Source organism: Alcanivorax limicola (genome assembly GCF_019931215.1).
Lineage (GTDB): Bacteria > Pseudomonadota > Gammaproteobacteria > Pseudomonadales > Alcanivoracaceae > Isoalcanivorax > Isoalcanivorax limicola.
The window spans coordinates 241,585-261,977 of the sequence record NZ_JAIOUB010000003.1 but is presented as its reverse complement, the minus strand read 5'-3'; the positions used below and the strand labels follow the sequence as shown (position 1 = coordinate 261,977).

14 protein-coding genes are annotated in these 20,393 nt (G+C 59.7%); 5 read left to right on the top strand and 9 right to left on the bottom strand.

Features of this window, described 5'->3' with window-relative positions; genetic code table 11:
* Positions 1 to 31: 31 nt before the first annotated feature.
* Together K8B33_RS11355 and K8B33_RS11350 are read left to right on the top strand one after the other, a co-directional pair.
* Positions 32 to 733 (top strand): response regulator, encoded by a 702-nt coding sequence (locus tag K8B33_RS11355; protein ID WP_223426521.1) that lies wholly within the window; start codon positions 32 to 34, stop codon positions 731 to 733.
* Positions 734 to 832: 99 nt separating this feature from the next.
* Positions 833 to 1,213 carry a Spy/CpxP family protein refolding chaperone gene (locus K8B33_RS11350; RefSeq protein ID WP_223426520.1) on the top strand — a complete coding sequence of 127 codons (381 nt, stop codon included), beginning with the start codon at positions 833 to 835 and terminating at the stop codon, positions 1,211 to 1,213.
* Positions 1,214 to 1,364: 151 nt separating this feature from the next.
* On the opposite strand, the gene aceF is transcribed toward K8B33_RS11350, so the two are convergent.
* From aceF to K8B33_RS11325, 5 genes are all read right to left on the bottom strand, one after another.
* Positions 1,365 to 3,107, bottom strand: coding sequence for a dihydrolipoyllysine-residue acetyltransferase (gene aceF, locus K8B33_RS11345; RefSeq protein WP_223426519.1), 1,743 nt, complete (start codon positions 3,105 to 3,107; stop codon positions 1,365 to 1,367).
* A gap of 42 nt (positions 3,108 to 3,149) precedes the next feature.
* Entirely contained in the window at positions 3,150 to 5,837 is a 2,688-nt protein-coding gene (aceE, locus tag K8B33_RS11340) for a pyruvate dehydrogenase (acetyl-transferring), homodimeric type (RefSeq protein ID WP_223426518.1), read from the bottom strand.
* A gap of 213 nt (positions 5,838 to 6,050) precedes the next feature.
* Positions 6,051 to 6,986, bottom strand: coding sequence for a hypothetical protein (locus K8B33_RS11335; protein ID WP_223426515.1), 936 nt, complete (start codon positions 6,984 to 6,986; stop codon positions 6,051 to 6,053).
* A complete protein-coding gene (gene ampD / locus K8B33_RS11330) occupies positions 6,983 to 7,561 on the bottom strand; it encodes a 1,6-anhydro-N-acetylmuramyl-L-alanine amidase AmpD (RefSeq protein ID WP_223426513.1) in 579 nt (192 codons plus the stop codon). Before ampD ends, K8B33_RS11335 begins: the two co-directional genes overlap by 4 nt.
* A 39-nt stretch (positions 7,562 to 7,600) precedes the next feature.
* The gene (locus K8B33_RS11325) at positions 7,601 to 10,024 is read right to left on the bottom strand and encodes a DUF1631 domain-containing protein (protein ID WP_223426510.1); all 2,424 of its coding nucleotides are present in this window, start codon (positions 10,022 to 10,024) and stop codon (positions 7,601 to 7,603) included.
* Positions 10,025 to 10,453: 429 nt separating this feature from the next.
* Between K8B33_RS11325 and K8B33_RS11320 the strand changes: the two genes are divergently transcribed.
* Both K8B33_RS11320 and nadC read left to right on the top strand, forming a co-directional pair.
* The gene (locus K8B33_RS11320) at positions 10,454 to 11,737 is read left to right on the top strand and encodes an alanine/glycine:cation symporter family protein (RefSeq protein ID WP_396020982.1); all 1,284 of its coding nucleotides are present in this window, start codon (positions 10,454 to 10,456) and stop codon (positions 11,735 to 11,737) included.
* 50 nt (positions 11,738 to 11,787) lie between these two features.
* Positions 11,788 to 12,660: a carboxylating nicotinate-nucleotide diphosphorylase gene (nadC, locus tag K8B33_RS11315; RefSeq protein ID WP_223426508.1), complete on the top strand. Its 873-nt coding sequence runs from the start codon at positions 11,788 to 11,790 to the stop codon at positions 12,658 to 12,660.
* A 107-nt stretch (positions 12,661 to 12,767) separates the two neighbouring features.
* On the opposite strand, the gene K8B33_RS11310 is transcribed toward nadC, so the two are convergent.
* A complete protein-coding gene (locus tag K8B33_RS11310; RefSeq protein WP_223426505.1) occupies positions 12,768 to 13,394 on the bottom strand; it encodes an OmpW/AlkL family protein in 627 nt (208 codons plus the stop codon).
* 250 nt (positions 13,395 to 13,644) lie between these two features.
* Here K8B33_RS11310 and K8B33_RS11305 point away from each other — a divergent pair, with 250 nt between their 5' ends.
* On the top strand, positions 13,645 to 14,379 hold the full coding sequence (locus tag K8B33_RS11305) for a pseudouridine synthase (RefSeq protein WP_223426502.1): 735 nt from the start codon (positions 13,645 to 13,647) through the stop codon (positions 14,377 to 14,379).
* A 1,348-nt stretch (positions 14,380 to 15,727) separates the two neighbouring features.
* Here the strand turns inward: K8B33_RS11305 and K8B33_RS11300 are convergent.
* From K8B33_RS11300 to K8B33_RS11285, 3 genes are all read right to left on the bottom strand, one after another.
* Positions 15,728 to 16,153: a pilin gene (locus K8B33_RS11300; RefSeq protein WP_317846223.1), complete on the bottom strand. Its 426-nt coding sequence runs from the start codon at positions 16,151 to 16,153 to the stop codon at positions 15,728 to 15,730.
* Between the two features lie 289 nt (positions 16,154 to 16,442).
* Positions 16,443 to 19,427 (bottom strand): fused MFS/spermidine synthase, encoded by a 2,985-nt coding sequence (locus tag K8B33_RS11290; RefSeq protein ID WP_223426499.1) that lies wholly within the window; start codon positions 19,425 to 19,427, stop codon positions 16,443 to 16,445.
* Between the two features lie 245 nt (positions 19,428 to 19,672).
* Positions 19,673 to 20,107 carry a pilin gene (locus tag K8B33_RS11285; protein WP_263284637.1) on the bottom strand — a complete coding sequence of 145 codons (435 nt, stop codon included), beginning with the start codon at positions 20,105 to 20,107 and terminating at the stop codon, positions 19,673 to 19,675.
* Between the last annotated feature and the right edge of the window lie 286 nt (positions 20,108 to 20,393).

The window sequence follows — 20,393 nt, the reverse complement described above, 5'->3', positions numbered from 1 at the left end:
AACACGACCCAACACGAAAAGGACCCTGCCGATGGCGCGTGTACTGATCATTGAAGACGAACCGAAAATCGCCAGCCTGCTGTCAGACTATCTCGGCCACGCGGGCTATGACCCCGTCATTGCCGAAACCGGCGGCGCCGGGCTTGAAGCGCTACAGCAACACGGCGCAGATGTCGTGTTGCTGGACCTGATGCTGCCGGACATGGACGGCCTGGAGGTCTGCAAGAAGATACGCGCTGCCGGCAATACACCGGTGATCATGGTCACCGCCAAGGTCGAGGAAGTGGATCGCCTGGTGGGCCTGGAGCTGGGCGCCGACGACTATATCTGCAAGCCGTTCAGCCCCCGGGAAGTGGTTGCCCGGGTCAAGGCGTTGCTGCGACGCATGGCAAGCGTGTCGCTGGATAGCCAGGACCAGAACAAGGACAACCCGTCCGGCATCACACTGGACGAAGATCGCATCGAAGTACGCTACCAGGAACAGAGCATTACGCTGACCGTGGTCGAATTCGCCCTGCTGAAAACCCTGGCGGAGCGCCCCGGGCATATCCGCTCCCGGCAGCAACTGATTGATCGCATCTACAACGACAACCGGGTGGTCAGTGACCGCACGGTGGACAGCCACATCAAGAAACTGCGCCGCAAACTGGCGGACGCCTTCCCCGGCGTCGAGTTCATCCATTCCATCTATGGCGCCGGTTATCGCTTCGAGCTGACAGACAAGGAGGCGTAGCAGGCTGTGGCAGATAGCTCCGCAATTGCTGCATAGTGCTTGCACAGTGCCGGGAGAGACTGCGGTTGTTGCATTGACCGCAAACACCAGGAGCTCAACATGAAACATGCACTGATTATCGGCCTGTCCGTACTGACTCTCTCCGCCACCACCGCCACCGCTATTGCCGACCGTGGCGACCATCGCGGCCATGACCGCCAGGCCCATGCCGAAGAACGATTCGACCGGATGGCAGAGCAACTGTCACTGACCGACGCCCAGCAACAGGCAATCCGCGACATCTACGCCGAACAGCGCCAGGCCATGGCCCAGGTGCACGCAGAAACCCGCAGCAAGATCGCCAGCGTGCTGGACAGTGAACAGAAAGACGCCATGGCAGCACTGCAAAGCGAACGCCGCGAGCGCTGGCAACAACACGCCGAACGCCGCAACGAACGCAGCGAAAAACCCCGCCGCGGCAGAGCCCGCACCGAGGGCTGAAGCCCTGCTGGGACACACGTAGGGTGTGCTGAACGTAGTGAAGCGCACCGCATGTTTCAGATAGCCGCCATAGCTCGGCAGTGATCTGGTGCATATGGTGCGCTTCACTGCGTTCAGCACACCCTACGACAGCCGACACTCGCCGGCGCGCTTAGAGCAGTGCGCGGCGGAGGTCGGTGAGGACGTCGCAGAGGTAGCGGGTGAAGCGTGCGGCATCGGCGCCGTCGATAACCCGGTGATCATAGGACAGCGACAGGGGTAACATGTCCCGTGGCTGGAACGCTTCACCATCCCACACCGGTTTTTTCTGGGTGCGGCTGACGCCGAGAATGGCCACTTCCGGCCAGTTCACAATCGGCGTAAAGGCCGTGCCACCAATGCCGCCCAATGACGAGATACTGAAACTGCCGCCCTGCATGTCCGCCGGCGCCAGCTTGCGATTGCGGGCTTTTTCCGCCAACTCGCCCATTTCTGCGGCCACGGCCAGAATGCCTTTCTGATCCGCGTCACGAATCACAGGCACCACCAGGCCGTTAGGGGTATCCACCGCCACGCCGATATTGATGTACTGCTTGTAGATCAGTGCATCACCGGAGAGCGCCAGCGAACTGTTGAAGTGCGGAAATTCGCGCAACGCCACCGCGCAGGCCTTGACCAGAAACGCCAGCATGGTCAGCTTGCCCGCGTCCTTGCCAGTCGCTTTCGCCAGCTTTGCCAGGCGCGCATTTTCTGCCTGACGAAACGCTTCCAGATCCGTGATGTCCGCCTCGTCAAACTGTGTGACGTGGGGCACGGTGATCCAGCTGCGATGCAGATTGGCGGCGGACACCCGGCGCAGCTTGTTCAGCTCGACCTGCTCCGTGGCGCCGAATTTGCTGAAATCAATCTGCGGCAGCTCTACCGCCGCCGCGCCGCCAGCGGCCGGGCGTTCAGTCAGCAGTGTCTTGACGTGCGCATGCACATCTTCCTTGAGAATGCGCGCCCGGGGGCCGGTACCGGTAATCTGTGCGAGGTCTGCACCCAGTTCGCGGGCCAGCTTGCGCACCGCTGGCCCGGCATGCACCGGGCCTGAGGGTTTCACCGGGGCCTGGGCCGCATCGGGCTTGCTCTGCTTCTCAGGCTGTGCGGCTTTTTTCGTCGACGACGCAGACGTGTCTTTCTTTGCTTCTGCTTTTGTTTCTGTCTTTCTCGCAGGGGCACCCGCAGATGAGGCACCAGCAACGGAGATCGTCATCAACAGATCGCCGGTGCTGAGCTTGTCCCCGACCTTCACCGCCAGCGACACCACGCGGCCTGCCTTGGGCGCGGGAATTTCCAGTGAGGCCTTGTCGGATTCCAGCACGCCCAGTGTCTGCTCGGCGTCCAGCTCGTCGCCTTCATTGACCAGCAACTCGATCAGTTCGGCTTCGCTGATATCCCCCAGATCCGGAACAAGCACCTGTTCTTCACTGGCGGGCTCTTCTTCAGCTGAGGCGTTGCTGCCTGACTTTTTGCCTTCGTTCTTTTTGCTGTCAGGCTTTTTATCTTCGGGCTTGTCACCGCTGGCCTTGCCACCATCCTTGCGACCACCCTCTTCATCCGCCGACTTCTTTCCGGCGCCGGAGGCGGCCTGCTTCTTTGCCTTGTCCGTATCAGTCTTTTCGTCAGACGCGCTGTCGGCGGTTTCCACTTCCATCAGTGGATCACCTTCCTTGACCCGGTCACCGACACTGACCAGCAGTTTGCCAACCTTGCCGCCGAGGGGCGCCGGGACTTCCACGGTCGCCTTGTCGGATTCCAGTACAACGATGGTGTCTTCCGGCGCGATACTGTCACCGGTCTTGACGGATACCTCGATCACATCGACAGGATCACTGCCGCCCGTGTCCGGTACCTTGATGATTTCAACGCTCACGCGTGACTCCTTATCATGAGATTCATGACGCAATCATGAGGTTCAGACGCTCGGCGGATAGGGTTTTTCCGCATCAATGCCGAAACGTTTTATGGCGTCAGCCACTTTACTGCGGCCAATCACGCCCTTGTCGGCCAGCCCGGTCAGGGCTGCCAGCACAACAAAGTAACGATCCACCTCGAAGAACTGCCGCAGCTTGGCGCGGGAGTCACTGCGACCAAAACCGTCGGTGCCCAGCACCAGATAAGGCGCTTCGATATACGGCCGGATCTGGTCGGCATACAACTTCATGTAGTCGGTAGCCGCGATGACCGGACCCTGTCTGTTTTGCAGACATGTCTGCACCCAGCAGCGGCGCGCTTCTTCCTGGGGATGCAGCATGTTCCAGCGCTGCGTCTGCATGCCGTCGCGACGCAGCTCGTTGAAGCTGGTCACGCTCCAGATATCGGCCTCAACGCCGTAGACGTCCTGCAATATCTCCGCAGCTGCTTCCACTTCGCGCAAGATAGTCCCGGCACCCAGCAACTGGACCTTTTTCTTGACGTTGCGCTCGCTGCCCTGGAGCAGATACATGCCCTTGCGGATGCCCTCTTCGGCCCCCTTGGGCATACCCCGGTGTACGTAGTTCTCGTTCATCAGGGTAATGTAATAGAACACGTTTTCCTGCTCGCCATACATGCGGCGCAGACCGTCCTGCAGAATGACGGCCAGCTCGTAAGCATAGGCCGGATCGTAGCTGATGCAGTTGGGCACCGTGCTGGACAGAATATGGCTGTGGCCATCCTGGTGCTGCAGCCCTTCACCGTTAAGCGTGGTGCGCCCTGCCGTGGCGCCGAGCAGGAAGCCCCGCGCCTGCATGTCGCCCGCCGCCCAGGCCAGATCGCCAACGCGCTGGAAGCCGAACATCGAGTAATAAATGTAGAACGGCACCAGTGGAAAATTGTGGCTGCTGTAACTGGTCGCTGCCGCCATCCAGGCCGACATGGCGCCGGCTTCATTGATGCCTTCCTCGAGAATCCGGCCTTGTTTGTCCTCGCGGTAGTACATCACCTGGCCGGCATCTTCCGGCTCATATTTCTGGCCGCCGGAAGAGTAGATGCCCAACTGTCGAAACAGGCCCTCCATACCAAAGGTACGCGCTTCATCCGGCACGATCGGCACAACGCGCTCGCCGATGCCCTTCTGCTTGATCAGTGACGACATCATGCGCACAAACGCCATGGTCGTGGAGATTGCCCGCTCGCCACTGCCTTCCAGGAAGTTGCCAAACAGCCCGATATCCGGCACGTCGAGTTTTTCACTCTGCTTGCGCCGCACCGGGACGCTGCCGCCCAGGGCGCCGCGTTTTTCACGCATGTAGCGCAGCTCGGGGCTGTCTTCTTCCGGGCGATAGTAGGGCAGCTCCGTCAGCTCCTTGTCGGAGAACGGCATGTTGAAGCGGTCGCGGAAATCCTTGAGGCTCTCCACATCCAGCTTCTTCATCTGGTGGGTCTTGTTGGTCGCCTCACCGGCGCCGGTGGCGTAACCCTTGACCGTCTTGGCCAGAATCACGGTCGGCTGCCCGGTGTGGTTTACTGCAGCATGGTATGCCGCATACACCTTGAACGGATCATGCCCGCCGCGATTGAGCTGGTAGATTTCTTCATCGGAAAGATGCTCCACCAGTTTGGACAATTCCGGGTACTTGCCGAAAAAATGCTCACGGGTATAGGCACCACCGTTTTTCTTGTAGGCCTGATATTCCCCGTCCACACATTCTTCCATGCGACGGCGCAGGACGCCCTCGGAGTCGCGCTCCAGCAGCGGGTCCCACTGGCGGCCCCAGACCACCTTGATCACGTTCCAGCCCGCGCCACGGAACAGACCTTCGAGTTCCTGAATGATCTTGCCGTTACCGCGTACCGGACCATCAAGGCGCTGCAGGTTGCAGTTGACGACAAAGATCAGATTATCCAGATGCTCACGGCCGGCCATGGACAACGCGCCGAGAGATTCCGGCTCATCCATTTCGCCGTCACCCAGAAAGGCCCAGACCTTGCGGCGCTGGGACGGGATCAGCTCGCGATTTTCCAGGTACTTCATGATGTGCGCTTGATAAATCGCCTGGATCGGGCCCAGCCCCATGGACACCGTGGGGAACTGCCAGAAATCCGGCATCAACCAGGGATGCGGGTAGGAGGAAAGCCCCTTGCCATCCACCTCGCGGCGGAAATTGTCCAACTGCTCTTCAGTGATGCGGCCCTCAAGATAGGCGCGGGCATAAATGCCGGGCGCCGAGTGCCCCTGGTAGTACACCAGATCGCCGCCATGGCTTTCTGTGGGCGCACGGAAAAAATGATTCATGCCCACGTCATATAACGTGGCGGAGGACGCGAAGGAGGCAATATGGCCACCCAGCTCGTCGTCATCCAGGTTGGCGCGCATGACTGTGGCCAACGCATTCCAGCGCACCAGCGAGCGAATCTGACGCTCCATGAACATATCGCCGGGAAACGGCGCTTCGTCACGGGTGCTGATGGTATTGAGATAGGGGGTATGAAGGTGGGCGCGATAAAGGCCCTGATTCTGGGCTACATCTGTTAGCCGGTTGAGCAACCAGGTGGCGCGCTCCGGACCTTCGTTTTCAACGATAGAGGCCAGCGCCTCAAGCCATTCACTGGTTTCCTGCGGATCAGTATCGTCAAAGAAACCGTCAAACAGAGTGTTACCTAGCACACTACGTGTCGCCATGGGCAATGCGTCCTTTTTCGCTGTCCCGTCGCAGCCGGCCGGGGGTCACCCGACCGGCAACGTTTCAAGAAGCTGCCGACGATACAGTGCGATGCACCGACAACTTTATATGCGGTCTGCCGGGTAGGCAGACCGCGCATTACACTAGGATAGTCCCCCACAGGGGTCAATGCGACTTTCGATCAAAGCAACACGAAAACGTATCACTTCTGGTCAACCGGTAATCACAACCCAGACCGCAGCGAGGATCAACCAGATCGCCAGGCAACGCAGCAACACACCCTGCAATTCTTCCAGCCGATCAACACCCGCCTGAAACTGATCTGTTGTGCTGGCCTCCGGCGCGGGCTTGTCCAGTGCGCCGTCGAGTGCCGCGCCGAGCAGTGCTTCGCCATCATCCAGCCGCCATACACGGCCGCTGACCGCATCCGCCACGCGACCGAAATTGCCGGCCAGCGCCAGACACAGCACCAGCAACCGCGAGGGCATCCAGAACAGCGCCATGTGCAACAAGCGCGCCGGGCTCGGCTCGCTTTCTTCCTCGCTGCCGTGAACATTCTCGTCCCGCACCAGCGTCAAGTTGAGCACGTACAACAGCGCCGCCCAGTAGCCCAGCACAATCAGCCAGAACACCGTGGCAAAAAGCTGCAATGCATCCTGGCGCAGAATGCGACGATACAGGCGCGCAAAATAACCCGGCTCTGCCGGATCAGCGGGCATCAGTTCCACCTCCAGATGATCGGGCGCCACCTGGTCGTTATCGTCCACACCAAAATGACGTTCAGCCGCTTCGGCAAACTCTGCCGGGTCATTCATGCGGCCCCGGGCCAGCAGATCTTCCTGCTGCCGGAATTCGCTCTCCGCGCCCAACAGCCACAACAGCAGCACGCCGCCGGCAATAAAACCGGGCAGCCCCCACAGCACGTTGTGCAAGAGGCACATCAACACGGCCACCACAATCACCGGCACGAGTACCAGCAACAGCCAGCGCACAACCGGCGCCAGAGCCGGCGGCAGCCCCAGGTCATCCACGCGGGCACGCCAGGGTGCCAATACACGGGCAAAGCGCTCGCGGCCGAGAAACGCCTGTGGCCAGGCCATGTCCAGGCGCCGCAGCGCCAGCACTACCAATAAGACAACCAGTTTCATGACGTCCTGTTCTCCCCCGGGCCACCGTGCGCCGCCAACCGGCGCCAGAGCCCGTCCCAATCGAATGCCGGGCCGGGGTCTGTCTTGCGCCCCGGCGCTATATGTTCGTGACCCACTATCGCATCCGCAGCGATACCTGGGTAGGCCCGCCGCAGCGCCTGGATGAGCAACACAAGCTGATCATACTGTGCTGATGTGAAAGGCACAGTATCCGTGCCCTCCAACTCAATACCAACGGCGAAATCGTTGCAATTCTCTTCATCGCGCCAACAGGACTGCCCGGCATGCCAGGCCCGCTGATCGCAGGGCACATATTGACGCAGCGCGCCGTCGCGGCAAATCAGGAAGTGGGCCGAGACCTTGAGGTGGGCAATGGTGGCGAAATAAGGATGGGCTGCCGGGTCCAGGCAATTGCTGAACAGCTGGTCCACATACGGGCCGCCGAATTCCCCCGGGGGAAGGCTGATGTTGTGCACCACGATCAGGCGAATATCGGCGGGATCGGGCCGCGCATTGGCGTTGGGGGACGGGATATGCCGGGCCTGGGTGACCCAGTGGTTATCGAGGGTGAGCACGTACCATCCTTCTGTGGCTGCCGTACAGGCGGCCGTGACTCAGACGCGCTGCTGCCTGCTGCGCAGATCGCCGATCACGGCCTCCAACGCCCGATCAAACAGAGCGCCTTCCTCGATCAGTGTAGCGCCGCCTTGCTGCAACGCAATGGCCAGGCTCATGGCACTGTGCTCACACACCTTGATGCCGCGGCGATTGATGAATACCAGCTTATCGCCGCCACGCAGGTTGGCTGCCAGCTTGCAGCGCTGCCCGCTGCCCGCCTGGTCGCCCGCCGCAAATTCAACCCACTGCCCGGGACGCAGCCCGCGCATGGTGCGCACCTGAGGGTGATCCTCCGGCAGCTGCGGCAGCACTTCCACTGCCTCAGCCGTTGCGCCGCTATCCTGCACCGGTTGCGTCATGGCGGCGGCGATTTCGGCTTGCACCAGCGGCTGTTCCGGGGTGACCGCCACACGCTCGGTTTCCAGGCCACCCAGCAGCGCCTCATGCACGCTCTGCAAGCCCCTGAGCAGCCCCCGGGACTCCATGGGGTCATAGCTGATGCGCGCAAAACCGGCCTGCAGGCTGTTGAGCAACTTCGGGCTCAGCCCCTTGAGGCGGTTCAGGGCCTCCTGATCCCGATGCGCCAACACACTCCAGACCACCGCATCCACTACCTTGATATCGCGTGCCCAGAGCGTACTGTCACTGCCCTCGCGCAGATGCGTCAGGTACAACACCTGCTGCCAGGCCTGGCGCAGCAGGCGCACCGCCACATCGGGCAGCTGGCGCCCGGCCAGGCGCTGATCCAGCGCTTCGGTGACCGCCAGGCGTGCCATTTCTGCCCGGGCACGGCCTTCCTCCACCTCGCGCACGCGCTCCTCTACACGCTGGGTGCGGGCACTCTGCCGGGCGAAGAACGCCTCGAATTCCTGCAACAAGATCGCGAACAGCCCCACGTCTTCCTGATAGTCATTGAGAATGCGGAACACGGCGGCATCGATCTGCTGGTACAGCTCATCGTCGGTGCCCTGATCCGGGCTCCACTGGGCGCCAGCACGGGCCAGCATATTGAGCAGCTGCCGGGCCGGGTGATCGTCGTTGCTGAAAAAGGTCTTGTCCGCAATCGCGACTTTCAACAACGGGATCTGCAAGCGGCCGATCAGTGCCTTGATGTCCATGGCCAGGCCCTGGTCATCAAGAATGAAATCAAACAGCATGGACACCAGATTGATGACATCGTCATCCGCCTGGTCCAGCGCATGCACGCTGTCGGCACCGCGCTCGCTCTCCAGCAGATCCGCCAGCTCGGTGCGCACATCCATATCATCGAACATGGCGCTGCCGACTGTGTCAGTACCCGGCTCACGGGCGCCCTGCAACGAGCGCTCGACACGCTGCAGGCGATTGAGCATGTCCAGCAAGTCACTGGAGTTGACCGGGTTGACCTGGGTGCCCGGCGCCAGCGGCATGCCGTTGACGAAAGGCACCCCGTTCTGCATGACAGCCATGTTCGTGGGGCCGGTCATGAGCGCCCCGGGCATGGCAGCGCCAGACATCCCGGGGGCAGCCATCGCAGCTCCTGCACCCACTGCCCCCGCTGGCGCGTTTCCTGAATACGCGTCTCCCATGCCGGCCGCAGGACCGAATCCGCGCATGGCCGACAGCAGCTCCTGCAGCACGCCAAACATCTGGGCGTTTTCCGTCGCTGAAGCGCCCGCGGCACCATCCGCACCGGCTGCGGGCGCCGTGGCCCGCACCTGCCCGGGTTGGCGGGCCGGGCGAATCGGCGGCGCTTTCATTTCCGGCAGGATGCCGGCGTCTACCAGCACCCGGTTAGCCTCCGTCACCGCATAGCCGGTCTCACCCAGCACCATCCGCTCGAACAGCTTGAGCACGATCAGCTTGCTGCGAATATCCAGTTCCAGCCGGTCCACACAGCTCTGGAAGCACTCCGCCACCTGACGCGGTTCCAGCGGATTGCGGCGCTCGCCAAATTCCTGGCGGCCCTCGAACAGGTATTCAAGACGGTGATTGAAGCTGCGCAGCTGCTCATCGCAGCCATTGCGAATACGCCGTGCCATGTTGTCGATGGCGACACCGGTTTCCAGCTCGTCCTCGTTAACCAGCGTCAGGCTGTCGATGTCGATGTCCTGACTTTCCAGTGTCCGGGCCCCCTCAGCGCCGCTGAGCAGCCCCCGGAAGCTGTTATGCAGCGCCTGGCGGAAGCCGGTTTCCAGCCCCGCCCGCTTGACTCGCAGCTCGCGCATGGCATTGAAATAGCGATCCCGGTCCGCATCAGTGGCGGTTTCCGCCAGATCAAACAGCTTGTCGTCCGCCCCATCGAGCATCCCGGCCAGATACTTGCCAAACACCTCGGCAGTACGCTGCTGCACGCGGTCCAGCGGACGCGGCAACTGCAGCGGCTGTTCTGCCTGTGGCGCTTTGCCCTCTATCGGCTTCAGCCTGGCCACTTTCTTCATGGGAGTCTCCGTGGGTTCACTCACTGCGCGTCGCCCGGGTGCCGGATTTTGTCATTTTCTGCCCCATTGCTGACCATGACAGCCTATCACTCGCGCCCCACCAGAATTTTGAACCGGTTATCAGTCTCAGCATTTAGGCTGAACAAAGCATCGGCCGACAGTACTTTCGTGCAGCGCTATGTGAACGTCGGCGGGGCGGTGAGCGAGCACGTTCAGAGGACACTTTTCCCTCCCCGGCATTTCCCCTACTCTTTGCCGCAGGGATCTCATGGGGCCTGTCGCGTCAAACGCACTTTGCTCCGGCTCACTACCGCCTACTACCGCCTATCAACGGAGCAACCGTTTTTGGATACCACGGAAACTGCTGACACCCTGACACCGATTGCCGCAGTGCTGGAAACCCTTTCAGGCCTCGCCTGGGGCCCGCCCATGCTGCTGCTGATTGGCGGCACCGGCATTTTCCTGACCCTGCGGCTTGCCTTTCTGCCCCTGCGGCGCTTTGGCTTCGGCCTGCGGCAGCTGATCTCCGGTAGCACTGGCGAGGGCAGCATCGGCTCCCGCTCGGCACTGGCCACCACCCTGGCCGCCACCGTCGGCACCGGCAATATCGCCGGCGTGGCCACCGCCATTCATATGGGCGGCCCCGGTGCCCTGGTATGGATGTGGCTGATTGCCCTGGTCGGCATGGCAACCAAGTACTCCGAAGCCGTGCTGGCCGTGAACTTCCGCCGCCAGGACAGCAAAGGACAGTTCGTGGGCGGCCCCATGTATTACATCCGTTACGGCCTGGGCAAGCGCTTTGCCTGGCTGGCTGCTACGTTTGCGGTATTCGGCACCATCGCCGGTTTCGGTATCGGCAATACGGTGCAGGCGAACTCGGTGGCGGACGGCTTCTCCACCAGTTTCGGCATCACGCCGGTGGTGACCGGCAGCGTGCTGGCAGTGCTGGTGGGGCTGGTCATCCTGGGTGGCATGCAACGTATTGCCAATATCGCTTCGGCCCTGGTGCCCTTGATGGCCGCCGCGTATCTGGCGCTCGGCACCATGGTGTTGCTGATGCACGCCAGCGGCCTCCCGGATGCGATCATGCTGTGCCTGCGCAGCGCTTTCAGCGGCACCGCTGCCACCGGCGGCTTTGCTGGCGCCACCGTCTGGGCCGCCATCACCTTCGGCGTGGCCCGAGGCATCTTTTCCAACGAGGCCGGGCTCGGCAGCGCGCCGATAGCCCACGCCTCGGCGACCACCGACCACCCGGTACGTCAGGGCACGGTGGCCATGCTCGGCACCTTTATCGATACCCTGATCATCTGCTCCATCACCGGCCTGGCGATTGTCGTCACCGGCGCCTGGGAAAGCGGCAACACCGGCGCCACGCTGTCGGCACTGGCGTTTTCCGCCAGCTTCGGCGAATTCGGCCAGACCATTGTGGCGCTGTCACTGGCGGTGTTTGCCTTCACCACCCTGCTCGGCTGGAGCCTCTATGGCGAGCGCTGCGCCCAGTATCTGTTCGGCGACCGCGCCGTGTTACCCTTCCGCGTCCTGTGGGTCCTGGCCGTGCCCGCCGGGGCGATACTGAGCCTGGAACTGGTCTGGGGCGTGGCCGATATTCTCAACGCGCTGATGGCCGTGCCAAACCTCATCGCCCTGCTGCTGTTGAGCCCGGTGATCGTGACCCTGACACGCGAATTTTTCCGCAATGAGTCCAGACCCTGAATGCTGAAATCCGGGCACTGAACCTGAGCGCCGAACCTGAGTAGCAAGCCATGAGCCAAGACAAGCCATCCGCCATGCCCATGCCCATGCCCGAATGGGTCAGGGCCGACATCCCCGAGACCGTCAGCCGTGCACTCCAGGAAGATGTCGGCAGCGGCGACATCACCGCCGAGCTGATCCCGGCGGACGACCACGCTGAAGCCCGCGTCATCACCCGCGAGCCCATGACCCTGGCGGGCAGCGCCTGGGTGGATGAGGTGTTCCAGCAACTCGGCGGCAGCGTCCTCGTCCAGTGGCACGCGCAAGACGGCGAGCAGGTGCCTGCCGACACCGCGCTGTTCACCCTGCAAGGCCGCACACGCGCCATCCTGACCGGCGAACGTACCGCCCTGAATTTCCTGCAGACACTCTCCGCCACCGCCACCCAGGCCCGCGACTACGCCGACAAGGTTGCCGGCACCGGCGTCACCCTGCTCGACACCCGCAAGACCCTGCCCGGCCTGCGCACCGCGCAAAAGTATGCCGTAACCTGCGGCGGCTGCGCCAACCACCGCATCGGCCTGTATGACGCCTTCCTGCTCAAGGAAAACCATATCGCCGCCTGCGGCTCCATCACCGGCGCCGTCGAAAAAGCGCGCGCCCTCTACCCGCAACGCTGGGTGGAAGTGGAAGTGGAAAATTTCGCGGAACTGGAAGACGCCCTGGCCACCGGCTGCGATGTGATCATGCTCGACAACTTCAGCCTGGATGACCTGCGCCGCGCCGTAAAACACGTCGCCGGCAAGGTCAAACTCGAAGCCTCCGGCGGCATTGATGACACCACCTTGCGTAGCGTTGCGGAAACCGGCGTGGATTATATTTCCATTGGCGGACTGACCAAGCACGTGCGCGCGATTGATCTGTCATTGCGGCTGGTGTCGTAGAGAACAGCATTGCCGATGTCACAGGCCTGGCCGAGAGTGACATCCAGACCTTGCGCAGCGAGACCCGCCGGTAAGGCGCGGCTCGCTGTCGCTTTGTCCGCGGTGCCTCAGAAGCGGTAACCCGCATAGAGCCCGTACGCCCAGGGATCGATATTCGCTTTACCGACCTTGGCGCCATCCAGCTTCACATCACTGTCGATATCCATATGGCGCACATCCGCGCCCACCAGCCAGCGCTCGCTCAGCGGGATGTCTACACCCACCTGCCCGGCCAATCCCCAGGAATCCTCGAGCTTGAGCTTGCTGCCCGCCAGAGCCCCCGACGTGCGGGTGTGGAAGAAGCGGGTGTAATTGAGGCCCACAGACGCATAGGGTTGCACCACCGCACCCGGCAGAAAATGGTACTGCACCGATACCGTGGGCGGCAGATGACGGGTAGAACCCACCTTACCCAGCCCGTCCAGTTCGATCTTGTGGCGGAACGGCACCGCACCCAGCACCTCGATACCCACACGCTCACTGGCCATCCAGGTGACACTCACGCTGGGCCGCGTGCTGTTGCCGATCTCCAGATCCATACCCGCCGCCTGACCATTGTCCGACGCAGGCTCGACATGATGAACACCACCGCGCACGACCCAGTCAGCCGCCGTAGCCGAACCCGCAAACAACACTGCTGCGCCGACCAGAGTGAACTGTGCCAGAGTAAACTGCGCATACTTGCCAATCTTCATGGTACTTCTCCTCTCCTGATGCCCAAGAGCGGGCGGAAGAAGCATGGGGCCTCTGTGCAGCCGCGAGCTTGACCGGGATCAATAACCATACTCGTGGCAGGGTCATACCATGATGCAGATCAATCTCGGGATGACTGGTTGCCTCAGCCGCACAAAAATGTCCGGCAACGTCGCACGACGCGGTTGTTTCCAGTCAGCCAATATCAGATGCTGACCAACCTGATCCGTGGCCCCGGGAGCCCATGAAACGATGCCATCCAGGTATGCGCGGCTTGACCGCTTTCTGTGCCAACAACTCAGCCTGAATCGCAAAGCGGTGCAGCAGCTGCTCGCAGCCCGGCGTGTACGGGTCGATGGCGATGTGGCGCGGGACGGGCAGGCAATGATCGGCCCTTTCTCGGTGGTGCTCTGTGACGAGCAAGTGCTACAAGCCAACACAGCTCGCTACCTGATGCTGAACACGCCCGCCGGGATTGTCAGCGCCACCCGGGATGCACGACACACCACCGTGATAGATCTGCTGACGACAGAGCCCCACGCTGACCTGCATATCGCCGGGCGGCTGGATTTCAACAGCACCGGCCTGGTGCTGCTGACTAATGATGGCCGCTGGTCGCGGCAGCTGAGCGCCCCGGAAAACAACATTCGCAAACGCTACCGGGTGACACTGGAAAAGCCACTGACGCAGGATTATGTCCATGCTTTTGCCGAAGGGATGTTCTTTGACTTTGAAGGCATCACCACACGCCCTGCGGAACTGGTGATTGTCAGCGACCATGTTGCCGATGTCTGGCTGGTCGAGGGCCGTTATCATCAGATCAAGCGCATGTTCGGCCGGTTCCGGAACAAGGTACTGGCACTGCACCGTAGTGCCATTGGTGCGCTCGAACTGGACCCCGCATTAGCGCCCGGCGAATCTCGCCGAGTAAGCCCATCCGAGATACTGGCTGCCAATCCCACCTTCTCACCCCACAAGGTGTGCTGAGAAAAGCGAGTCGGCCAACCATTTTTCTATGGGTGGGCGTCTCGGATTCCTGCCGGACTTCTCGGCAATGAGTAAGCCCCCCATCTGCTTTCATAAACCACACCGTCACTGAAGTAAATCGAGCATACATGCGTCCTGAACAAACCGACATGAGATATAACTATACTAGCTCTGGCATCATCTATTTCATTCAGAATTCCATGCTGACCATAAAGCAAATCCTCAACTCCCTGGCCGACTTCAACACGGTCACACGCCCTATATACTTCATAAGCCCTCCATGAACTATACAAGAAGGCGAAAACAACCCACATGGAAAAGACAGCTGCCATGAATAGAAACGGCTTGGCCTTCAAAAAAATAACAGACTTCATTGGAAAAAACCTTGATATCGATGACGAAGGCGCAACCCAGCCCTTACAAGAAGTGGAGCCTGTTCTTACATCTCACACACGCCACCCGAGTTAGCGCTGGTAGTTCTGTGAAATGTGAGACCTGACCCCGCTTATGTGCACACGCCACCCAAATTAGCTCTGGTAGCTCTATGAAATGGGAGGCCTGCCCCCGCTTATCCTTGCCGCGCTGAAACCGTGCCGCTGAAGCTGCTGGCATATCAACCGCGCACGGCTGGCATCGCCGGATTGTGTTATCAGGAGCACTTCGTCTGCCCAACGGCGATTTGACAGCAACGCCTGCAGGGCCATGGCATGCTGCGGCCGCGTACCGAGGTCAATATTTGCTGGAGTGCTTACAGGAATATGCGCCTCGTCCAGGTGAACGAGACGCTGAAAGGTTTGGCTGATCGACGGCGCTTCGAGCACGCTGCAATCAGAATCCGGACTGGAGACAAGTAGAGAAGGTTTGTCAAGGGGCGTGGCGGCTGCAGCCATCACACACCAGAGGAGCGAGCCCATCAAGAAAGCAGCTTGATAACTGCATCGCCATAAAACGAAGATTTGGTGAAGCCGTAGTCTATGCACTATCCCTATGCCCGCCGCTCCCTGTAATTCTTTATCCCCACGGCATCCTATCGTAGAAAACGGCCATGCCCATGATGTCATTCTGACATCACTTCCCATACTTACGCAAAAACGCCCGCTCTTCACCGTGACGAAGATAGCCCACAAGGCGATACAGGCCATAGGTCAGCACGATGAGAAACACCACTGTGAGCTCGACATAAGGTGATATGGCGTCGGCACTGATGGACTCGGGGGATGTGTGCAACACGTAAAGCTTTCGTAGCGAAGCCAAGCTGTACAGGAAAAGTACTATTGCGGTGGAATAGAAAAGCAGCTTCGATACCCTTGCACTATCCGGCTTTATCACCCTCACCTCCTGCCCTTATTCATAAACAGTTATCGGGGCGGTAGCTCAACACAACGTCAGAAGTGCACCGCCACAAGCCATCTGCGGTTCTGGCTATGGTAATGCGCCCACCGTTTATGACTGGTGTCACACTGCCATCCAACACTATCTCCAGCTGCGTAAGGCCCAGCGGCCCGGTGAGATCTATGGTCCCGAATCGCACGACGTCTGCCTTCAGCCCGATATAGCCATCGGCCGTTGCATCCAGGCTGGGCTGTATATTGCGCTGGATCATTTCTTCCGCAATAGGGACGACGGCGCGAATACTTGCGTAAGCTGCACCGACCTGTGAGCGGGCAACATAACTTTGGTATAGCGGCAGCGCCAATGCCGCCAATACACCAAGAATGCCAATGGCAATCAGCATTTCTATCAGGGAAAAACCCTTACTGGACTTGCTACGCATGCTCCCCCACCCCAATCGATATGACATGACTTTCATGGCTGTAACGAGCAAAGAAGCACCCGCAACCAATCACCCAAATCGACAAAGCAAGAAGGATGCCACAAAGAGACAAAAAAATATCAACAAAATCAGATAATTACAGGCATAAAGCTCATAGCCTCCAAGGCCGGTGACGGGACGCGTCACCCAGTGCCACTCAGCGGCGCCCACGCTGTCGCGGATTCATACCACGACAGCGCCAGTTCAGCCCAAAGAACCGGTGGATCAACCAAGAACACCCGCCCCTCTCTCAGCTCCTGTCAAACCATGCGAGCAACAGCGTTCTCGCCAATCCATACTCGCCTTTGGCTTGCACCTTGGCACCAAAATCCTTCTCCACTGCTGCAGCCTCAATAAGCTTGCCTTGCCGGATCAGCGCAAACTGCAACTGCGAAAACGCTACCGCATCGAAAACCTGATAAGCCGCATCACGCTCACCGGCACCATCAAGCCAGTCGCGGGCCAGCAACTCTGTACTCTCGTCGTCTCGCGAGGCAGCAGCCTCAAGTAACTCCATGATTTCAGCATAGGCCGCCGGCGGGTTATTGCATGCCTGCCACGCGGGAGCAATCAGCACACCTTCCTGTTCCTCTGCTGATAGAAACGGCAGAGTATTTTCCACCAGATAACGCAACATACTGACTGCCAGAAGCTCCTCTTCATGGCGCCATGACGCCTGGCATTTCATCGCCAGCGATTCGAACATCAGTGCGCTACGGGATATTTCGACCCGTGTTGCCTCAGTCCCATGATCGCCCAGTTCCTGCCCTTTCAATGCCCGTGCAAGGAGGCGCGCAGCATCAGTCCGCATGGCGCGGGGGTAATGGCTTCCGATTCCCGGGGATATATGAGAAGGAACCGGCCCGCTGATTCCCAGCGCTTCGAGCAATGGCACATCCAGTACCGGCAACGTAAATATTTGATGCGCGGCTTGCCCACGGAAGCGCGTTTTCGGTGCTTTCAGACTCAAGACGGGGAAGTAATCACTATTTACCCGGTGCTCATGCAGCCGAGCAAGCGCCTCGATCAGCTCTGCGTCTGCGAGCATCCTGAACTGCATCTGTTCAGGATGCTCAATACCCACACGTTGCAATTCCAGCCCCATGTCGCCGCCGAACAGCTTGGCAAAGTCAGGCTCCTTCGGCAGCGTCTTCTTGCTGGCAACAATCAGCAAATCAGAGGTATTGGCCAGATAAGCATGGTAATCCTCGAATGCGGGCACCATCGCGTTAAGCACTGACCCCACCAAGGCCTCGTCAATTTCGTAAAGCTGGAGCCACTGAAGAAAAATGCCGTCCTCGCTCATGAAGCGCGGCACGAACTCATAGAACTCTTTCGAGAACAGTGCGCCAACACCGCTGATCCAGGGGTTCGAGGGCTCAGAAACAATCAGGTCGTAACGATGCTGTTGGCCGGAGAAATAGCTTTTCGCATCATCAATAATGATGTTTGAGCGCGGATCTGTGTAGGCCCGGTCCACGCGATGCGCAAATACTCTCGCACCCTCGACCATTGCTTCTTCGATCTCGATTGTATCCACTCTTTTCAATGAGGGATCGGCCAGCAAGGCGTGGGTGGTAAGCCCCGATCCAAAACCGATAACGCCCACCGTTTCCGGGCGATCCAGATAGGCAAGCGGAATCGCGGCCGCCAGCACCATCGTCGGCTCATCAGCAGTCGCCTGCCGCCCTCCTATCATCTGTATACCCGCATCCACCTTGCCATTTGTGGCAATACGGAACGTCCCGTCGGCACTGGCCACAGCAGAGACACTGGCGGTTTTTCCATCACGATAGTAAATCACCTCATCGCCCGCCGGCAGACGCGCCTGGCCATGACGATATACCCCTGAACTCAACTGCATTGGGTCGAAAGGCACATAGACCATCACCAGCGAGGCACTGGCCACCACCACTGCAGCAGCAGAGCCCACCCCAATGAAAGACCGACGCTTGTCTGCTCGCCAGCGTAGCAGCGCCACACCGATGAACATGTCAATCAATGCTGCGAAGATCAACGTCAGGCGCAACCCCATGACAGGGATGAGGAAGTGAATGGCAGCGAATACCCCGACGATGGCACCCAGTGTATTCCACGCATATACACGCCCTATGGACGCCTCCCCTTGTCCGTCCCGCAACAACGCCACCGTGAAAAGCGGCAAAGTGGTGCCGGCGAAGAAGGCGGCGGGCATCATGATCAGGATCGCTATCGACGCGGTACCCAGATTAAAAAGGCTGTAAGCGCCATCAGAGCGAGATAGCGACTCCATGAAAAAGCCAACCCAGGTAAAGGCATTGGCATAGAGCACCAGCGACATCAGCGCCGCGAGCCCCATCCAGACCTGCAACCAACCCACCAGCCGCATCGGATCCGCCGTAGAGTCCGCCCGATGTCTAATCCAGTAGCCCCCGAAGGCAATACCGGCAATAAAGGATGCCAGCATCAGTTCGAAGGCATGCAGCGTGCTGCCAACCGCCAGGCTCAACATGCGAATCCAGACAATTTCATAGGCGAAGGACGCAGCGCCGGACATGAAGGTGGCAAGCAAGGCAATCCTCAGGAGGCGGCGGCGGCCATCAGACGCTACCTGCCCGCCGTCGCCGGCAATCTCTTCACTCCGCACACGCTCCTCACCACCGCTCAACAGCCAGGCAAGCAGTGCCACCATAATGTTGATCAGGCCAGCAACAACAATCGCGCCGTGTAGCCCGATCTGCGGCAACAGCAGAAACGCAGCAACCAACACCCCAATCGCCGCACCAATGCTATTGGTAAAGTACAGACCGCCGAGGATACCACCGTCCCGACCCGGGAAACGGCGAATGATACCGCTCGTCATCAGGGGAAAGGTCATGCCCAGCAGCACAGTCTGGGGAAGTATCAGGATGCCTGCGAGGATCCATTTATAGCTGTTCACCAACCATGGCTGCCCGAGCGCCGGAATCAGCACCTCGTAGCTCAGCCCCAGCGCGCCGACAAACACCCAGTGAAACACCAGGCCCAGCACGCCAATAATCAGCTCGACCACAGCATAGCCACGCACCAGATTGCGCCAGCGATGCCCGACTCGCGCTATCAGCGCAGCCCCCAGCGCCATCCCGCCCATGAATATCGCCAATACCAACGCTTGAGCGTAAGCGGCATGACCCAGAAAGAGACCCAGATAGTGGGACCATATTGACTGATAGATCAGACCGGCGAAGCCTGATAGCACGAAGATGCCGAGCAGCAACTTCAGTCGGACAGGAATGGAAGAGCTCAAGATTATTATCCTTCTGCTGAACGGGGGCGCTAGTGCGCAAATAAATAGCCAATTGAGCGCTGCCCTGCGCTCTGTAACGCAGCTAACATAGATAACCTGTCAAGCCGGGGCAACTATTCTCTTCATTAAAAAAGGGCCTGCAAGCAGGCCCTTTTCTGTGCTACCACCCAGTCCAGACATCTCGGAAACGGAGAAGCACTATTCGTAAAACAGGCTCAGATGTTGGTGCAACCGTCCGGCACATAGCGAATGTCCAGACCACCAGCTGTTTCACATGACCAGAGGCCGTCGTTATCACGCACCAGAGTCAATGTCTTACCTTTCACTGCCGGCGTTACATTCTTGTCGTAAGTGAACACGATCTTAGTGTTTGCGCCTGGAGTCGTAATAGCGATAGTGCCCAGCGTGCTGGCGTCGGTTTTCAGACCAACGAAGCCTTGTTCGGCCGGATCAAGGCTCGGGTCAATGTTTCGCTGCACCATTTCTTCAGCAGCAGTCACCAGCGAGCGCACAGTGGAATAACCAGTAGTCATCTGCGAGCGAGCGATATAGTTCTGATACTGCGGAATAGCGATAGCAGCCAGAATACCAATGATTGCCACCACGATCATCAGTTCGATGAGGGTAAAACCCTTCTGTGTCTGTTTCATAACAGCCTCTCCAATACTTATAAAGTTATCAAATTACCAGGTTATCCTGTCCCGCCCCCGGTATTGCCCCCAGGTACGAGCGACCTGTGTGTTGTAATGCATTTAGCAGGCCAATTGCAATCGCCATCGGAATTATTGCGTAGTGGTTATGTTTCAGCGATGCATGGCGCCCAGAAGGGGCACAAGAAGCAGACGCTGCGCGTCACTAGCTGCCGAATTTTGTCACCGCAAAGCCTGTCTTTGTCACCTCACATCAAGTACAAGCGCTCGCTTTAATCCAGACTTC

Excerpts from the sequence above, each read along its gene's own strand:
- K8B33_RS11355 (WP_223426521.1), top strand. The coding sequence starts at position 32 with ATGGCGCGTGTACTGATCATTGAAGACGAACCGAAAATCGCCAGCCTG.
- K8B33_RS11350 (WP_223426520.1), top strand. The coding sequence starts at position 833 with ATGAAACATGCACTGATTATCGGCCTGTCCGTACTGACTCTCTCCGCC.
- aceE (WP_223426518.1), bottom strand. The coding sequence starts at position 5,837 with ATGGCGACACGTAGTGTGCTAGGTAACACTCTGTTTGACGGTTTCTTT.
- K8B33_RS11335 (WP_223426515.1), bottom strand. The coding sequence starts at position 6,986 with ATGAAACTGGTTGTCTTATTGGTAGTGCTGGCGCTGCGGCGCCTGGAC.
- K8B33_RS11325 (WP_223426510.1), bottom strand. The coding sequence starts at position 10,024 with ATGAAGAAAGTGGCCAGGCTGAAGCCGATAGAGGGCAAAGCGCCACAG.
- K8B33_RS11320 (WP_396020982.1), top strand. The coding sequence starts at position 10,454 with ATGCTGCTGCTGATTGGCGGCACCGGCATTTTCCTGACCCTGCGGCTT.
- nadC (WP_223426508.1), top strand. The coding sequence starts at position 11,788 with ATGAGCCAAGACAAGCCATCCGCCATGCCCATGCCCATGCCCGAATGG.
- K8B33_RS11310 (WP_223426505.1), bottom strand. The coding sequence starts at position 13,394 with ATGAAGATTGGCAAGTATGCGCAGTTTACTCTGGCACAGTTCACTCTG.
- K8B33_RS11305 (WP_223426502.1), top strand. The coding sequence starts at position 13,645 with ATGCCATCCAGGTATGCGCGGCTTGACCGCTTTCTGTGCCAACAACTC.
- K8B33_RS11300 (WP_317846223.1), bottom strand. The coding sequence starts at position 16,153 with ATGCGTAGCAAGTCCAGTAAGGGTTTTTCCCTGATAGAAATGCTGATT.
- K8B33_RS11285 (WP_263284637.1), bottom strand. The coding sequence starts at position 20,107 with ATGAAACAGACACAGAAGGGTTTTACCCTCATCGAACTGATGATCGTG.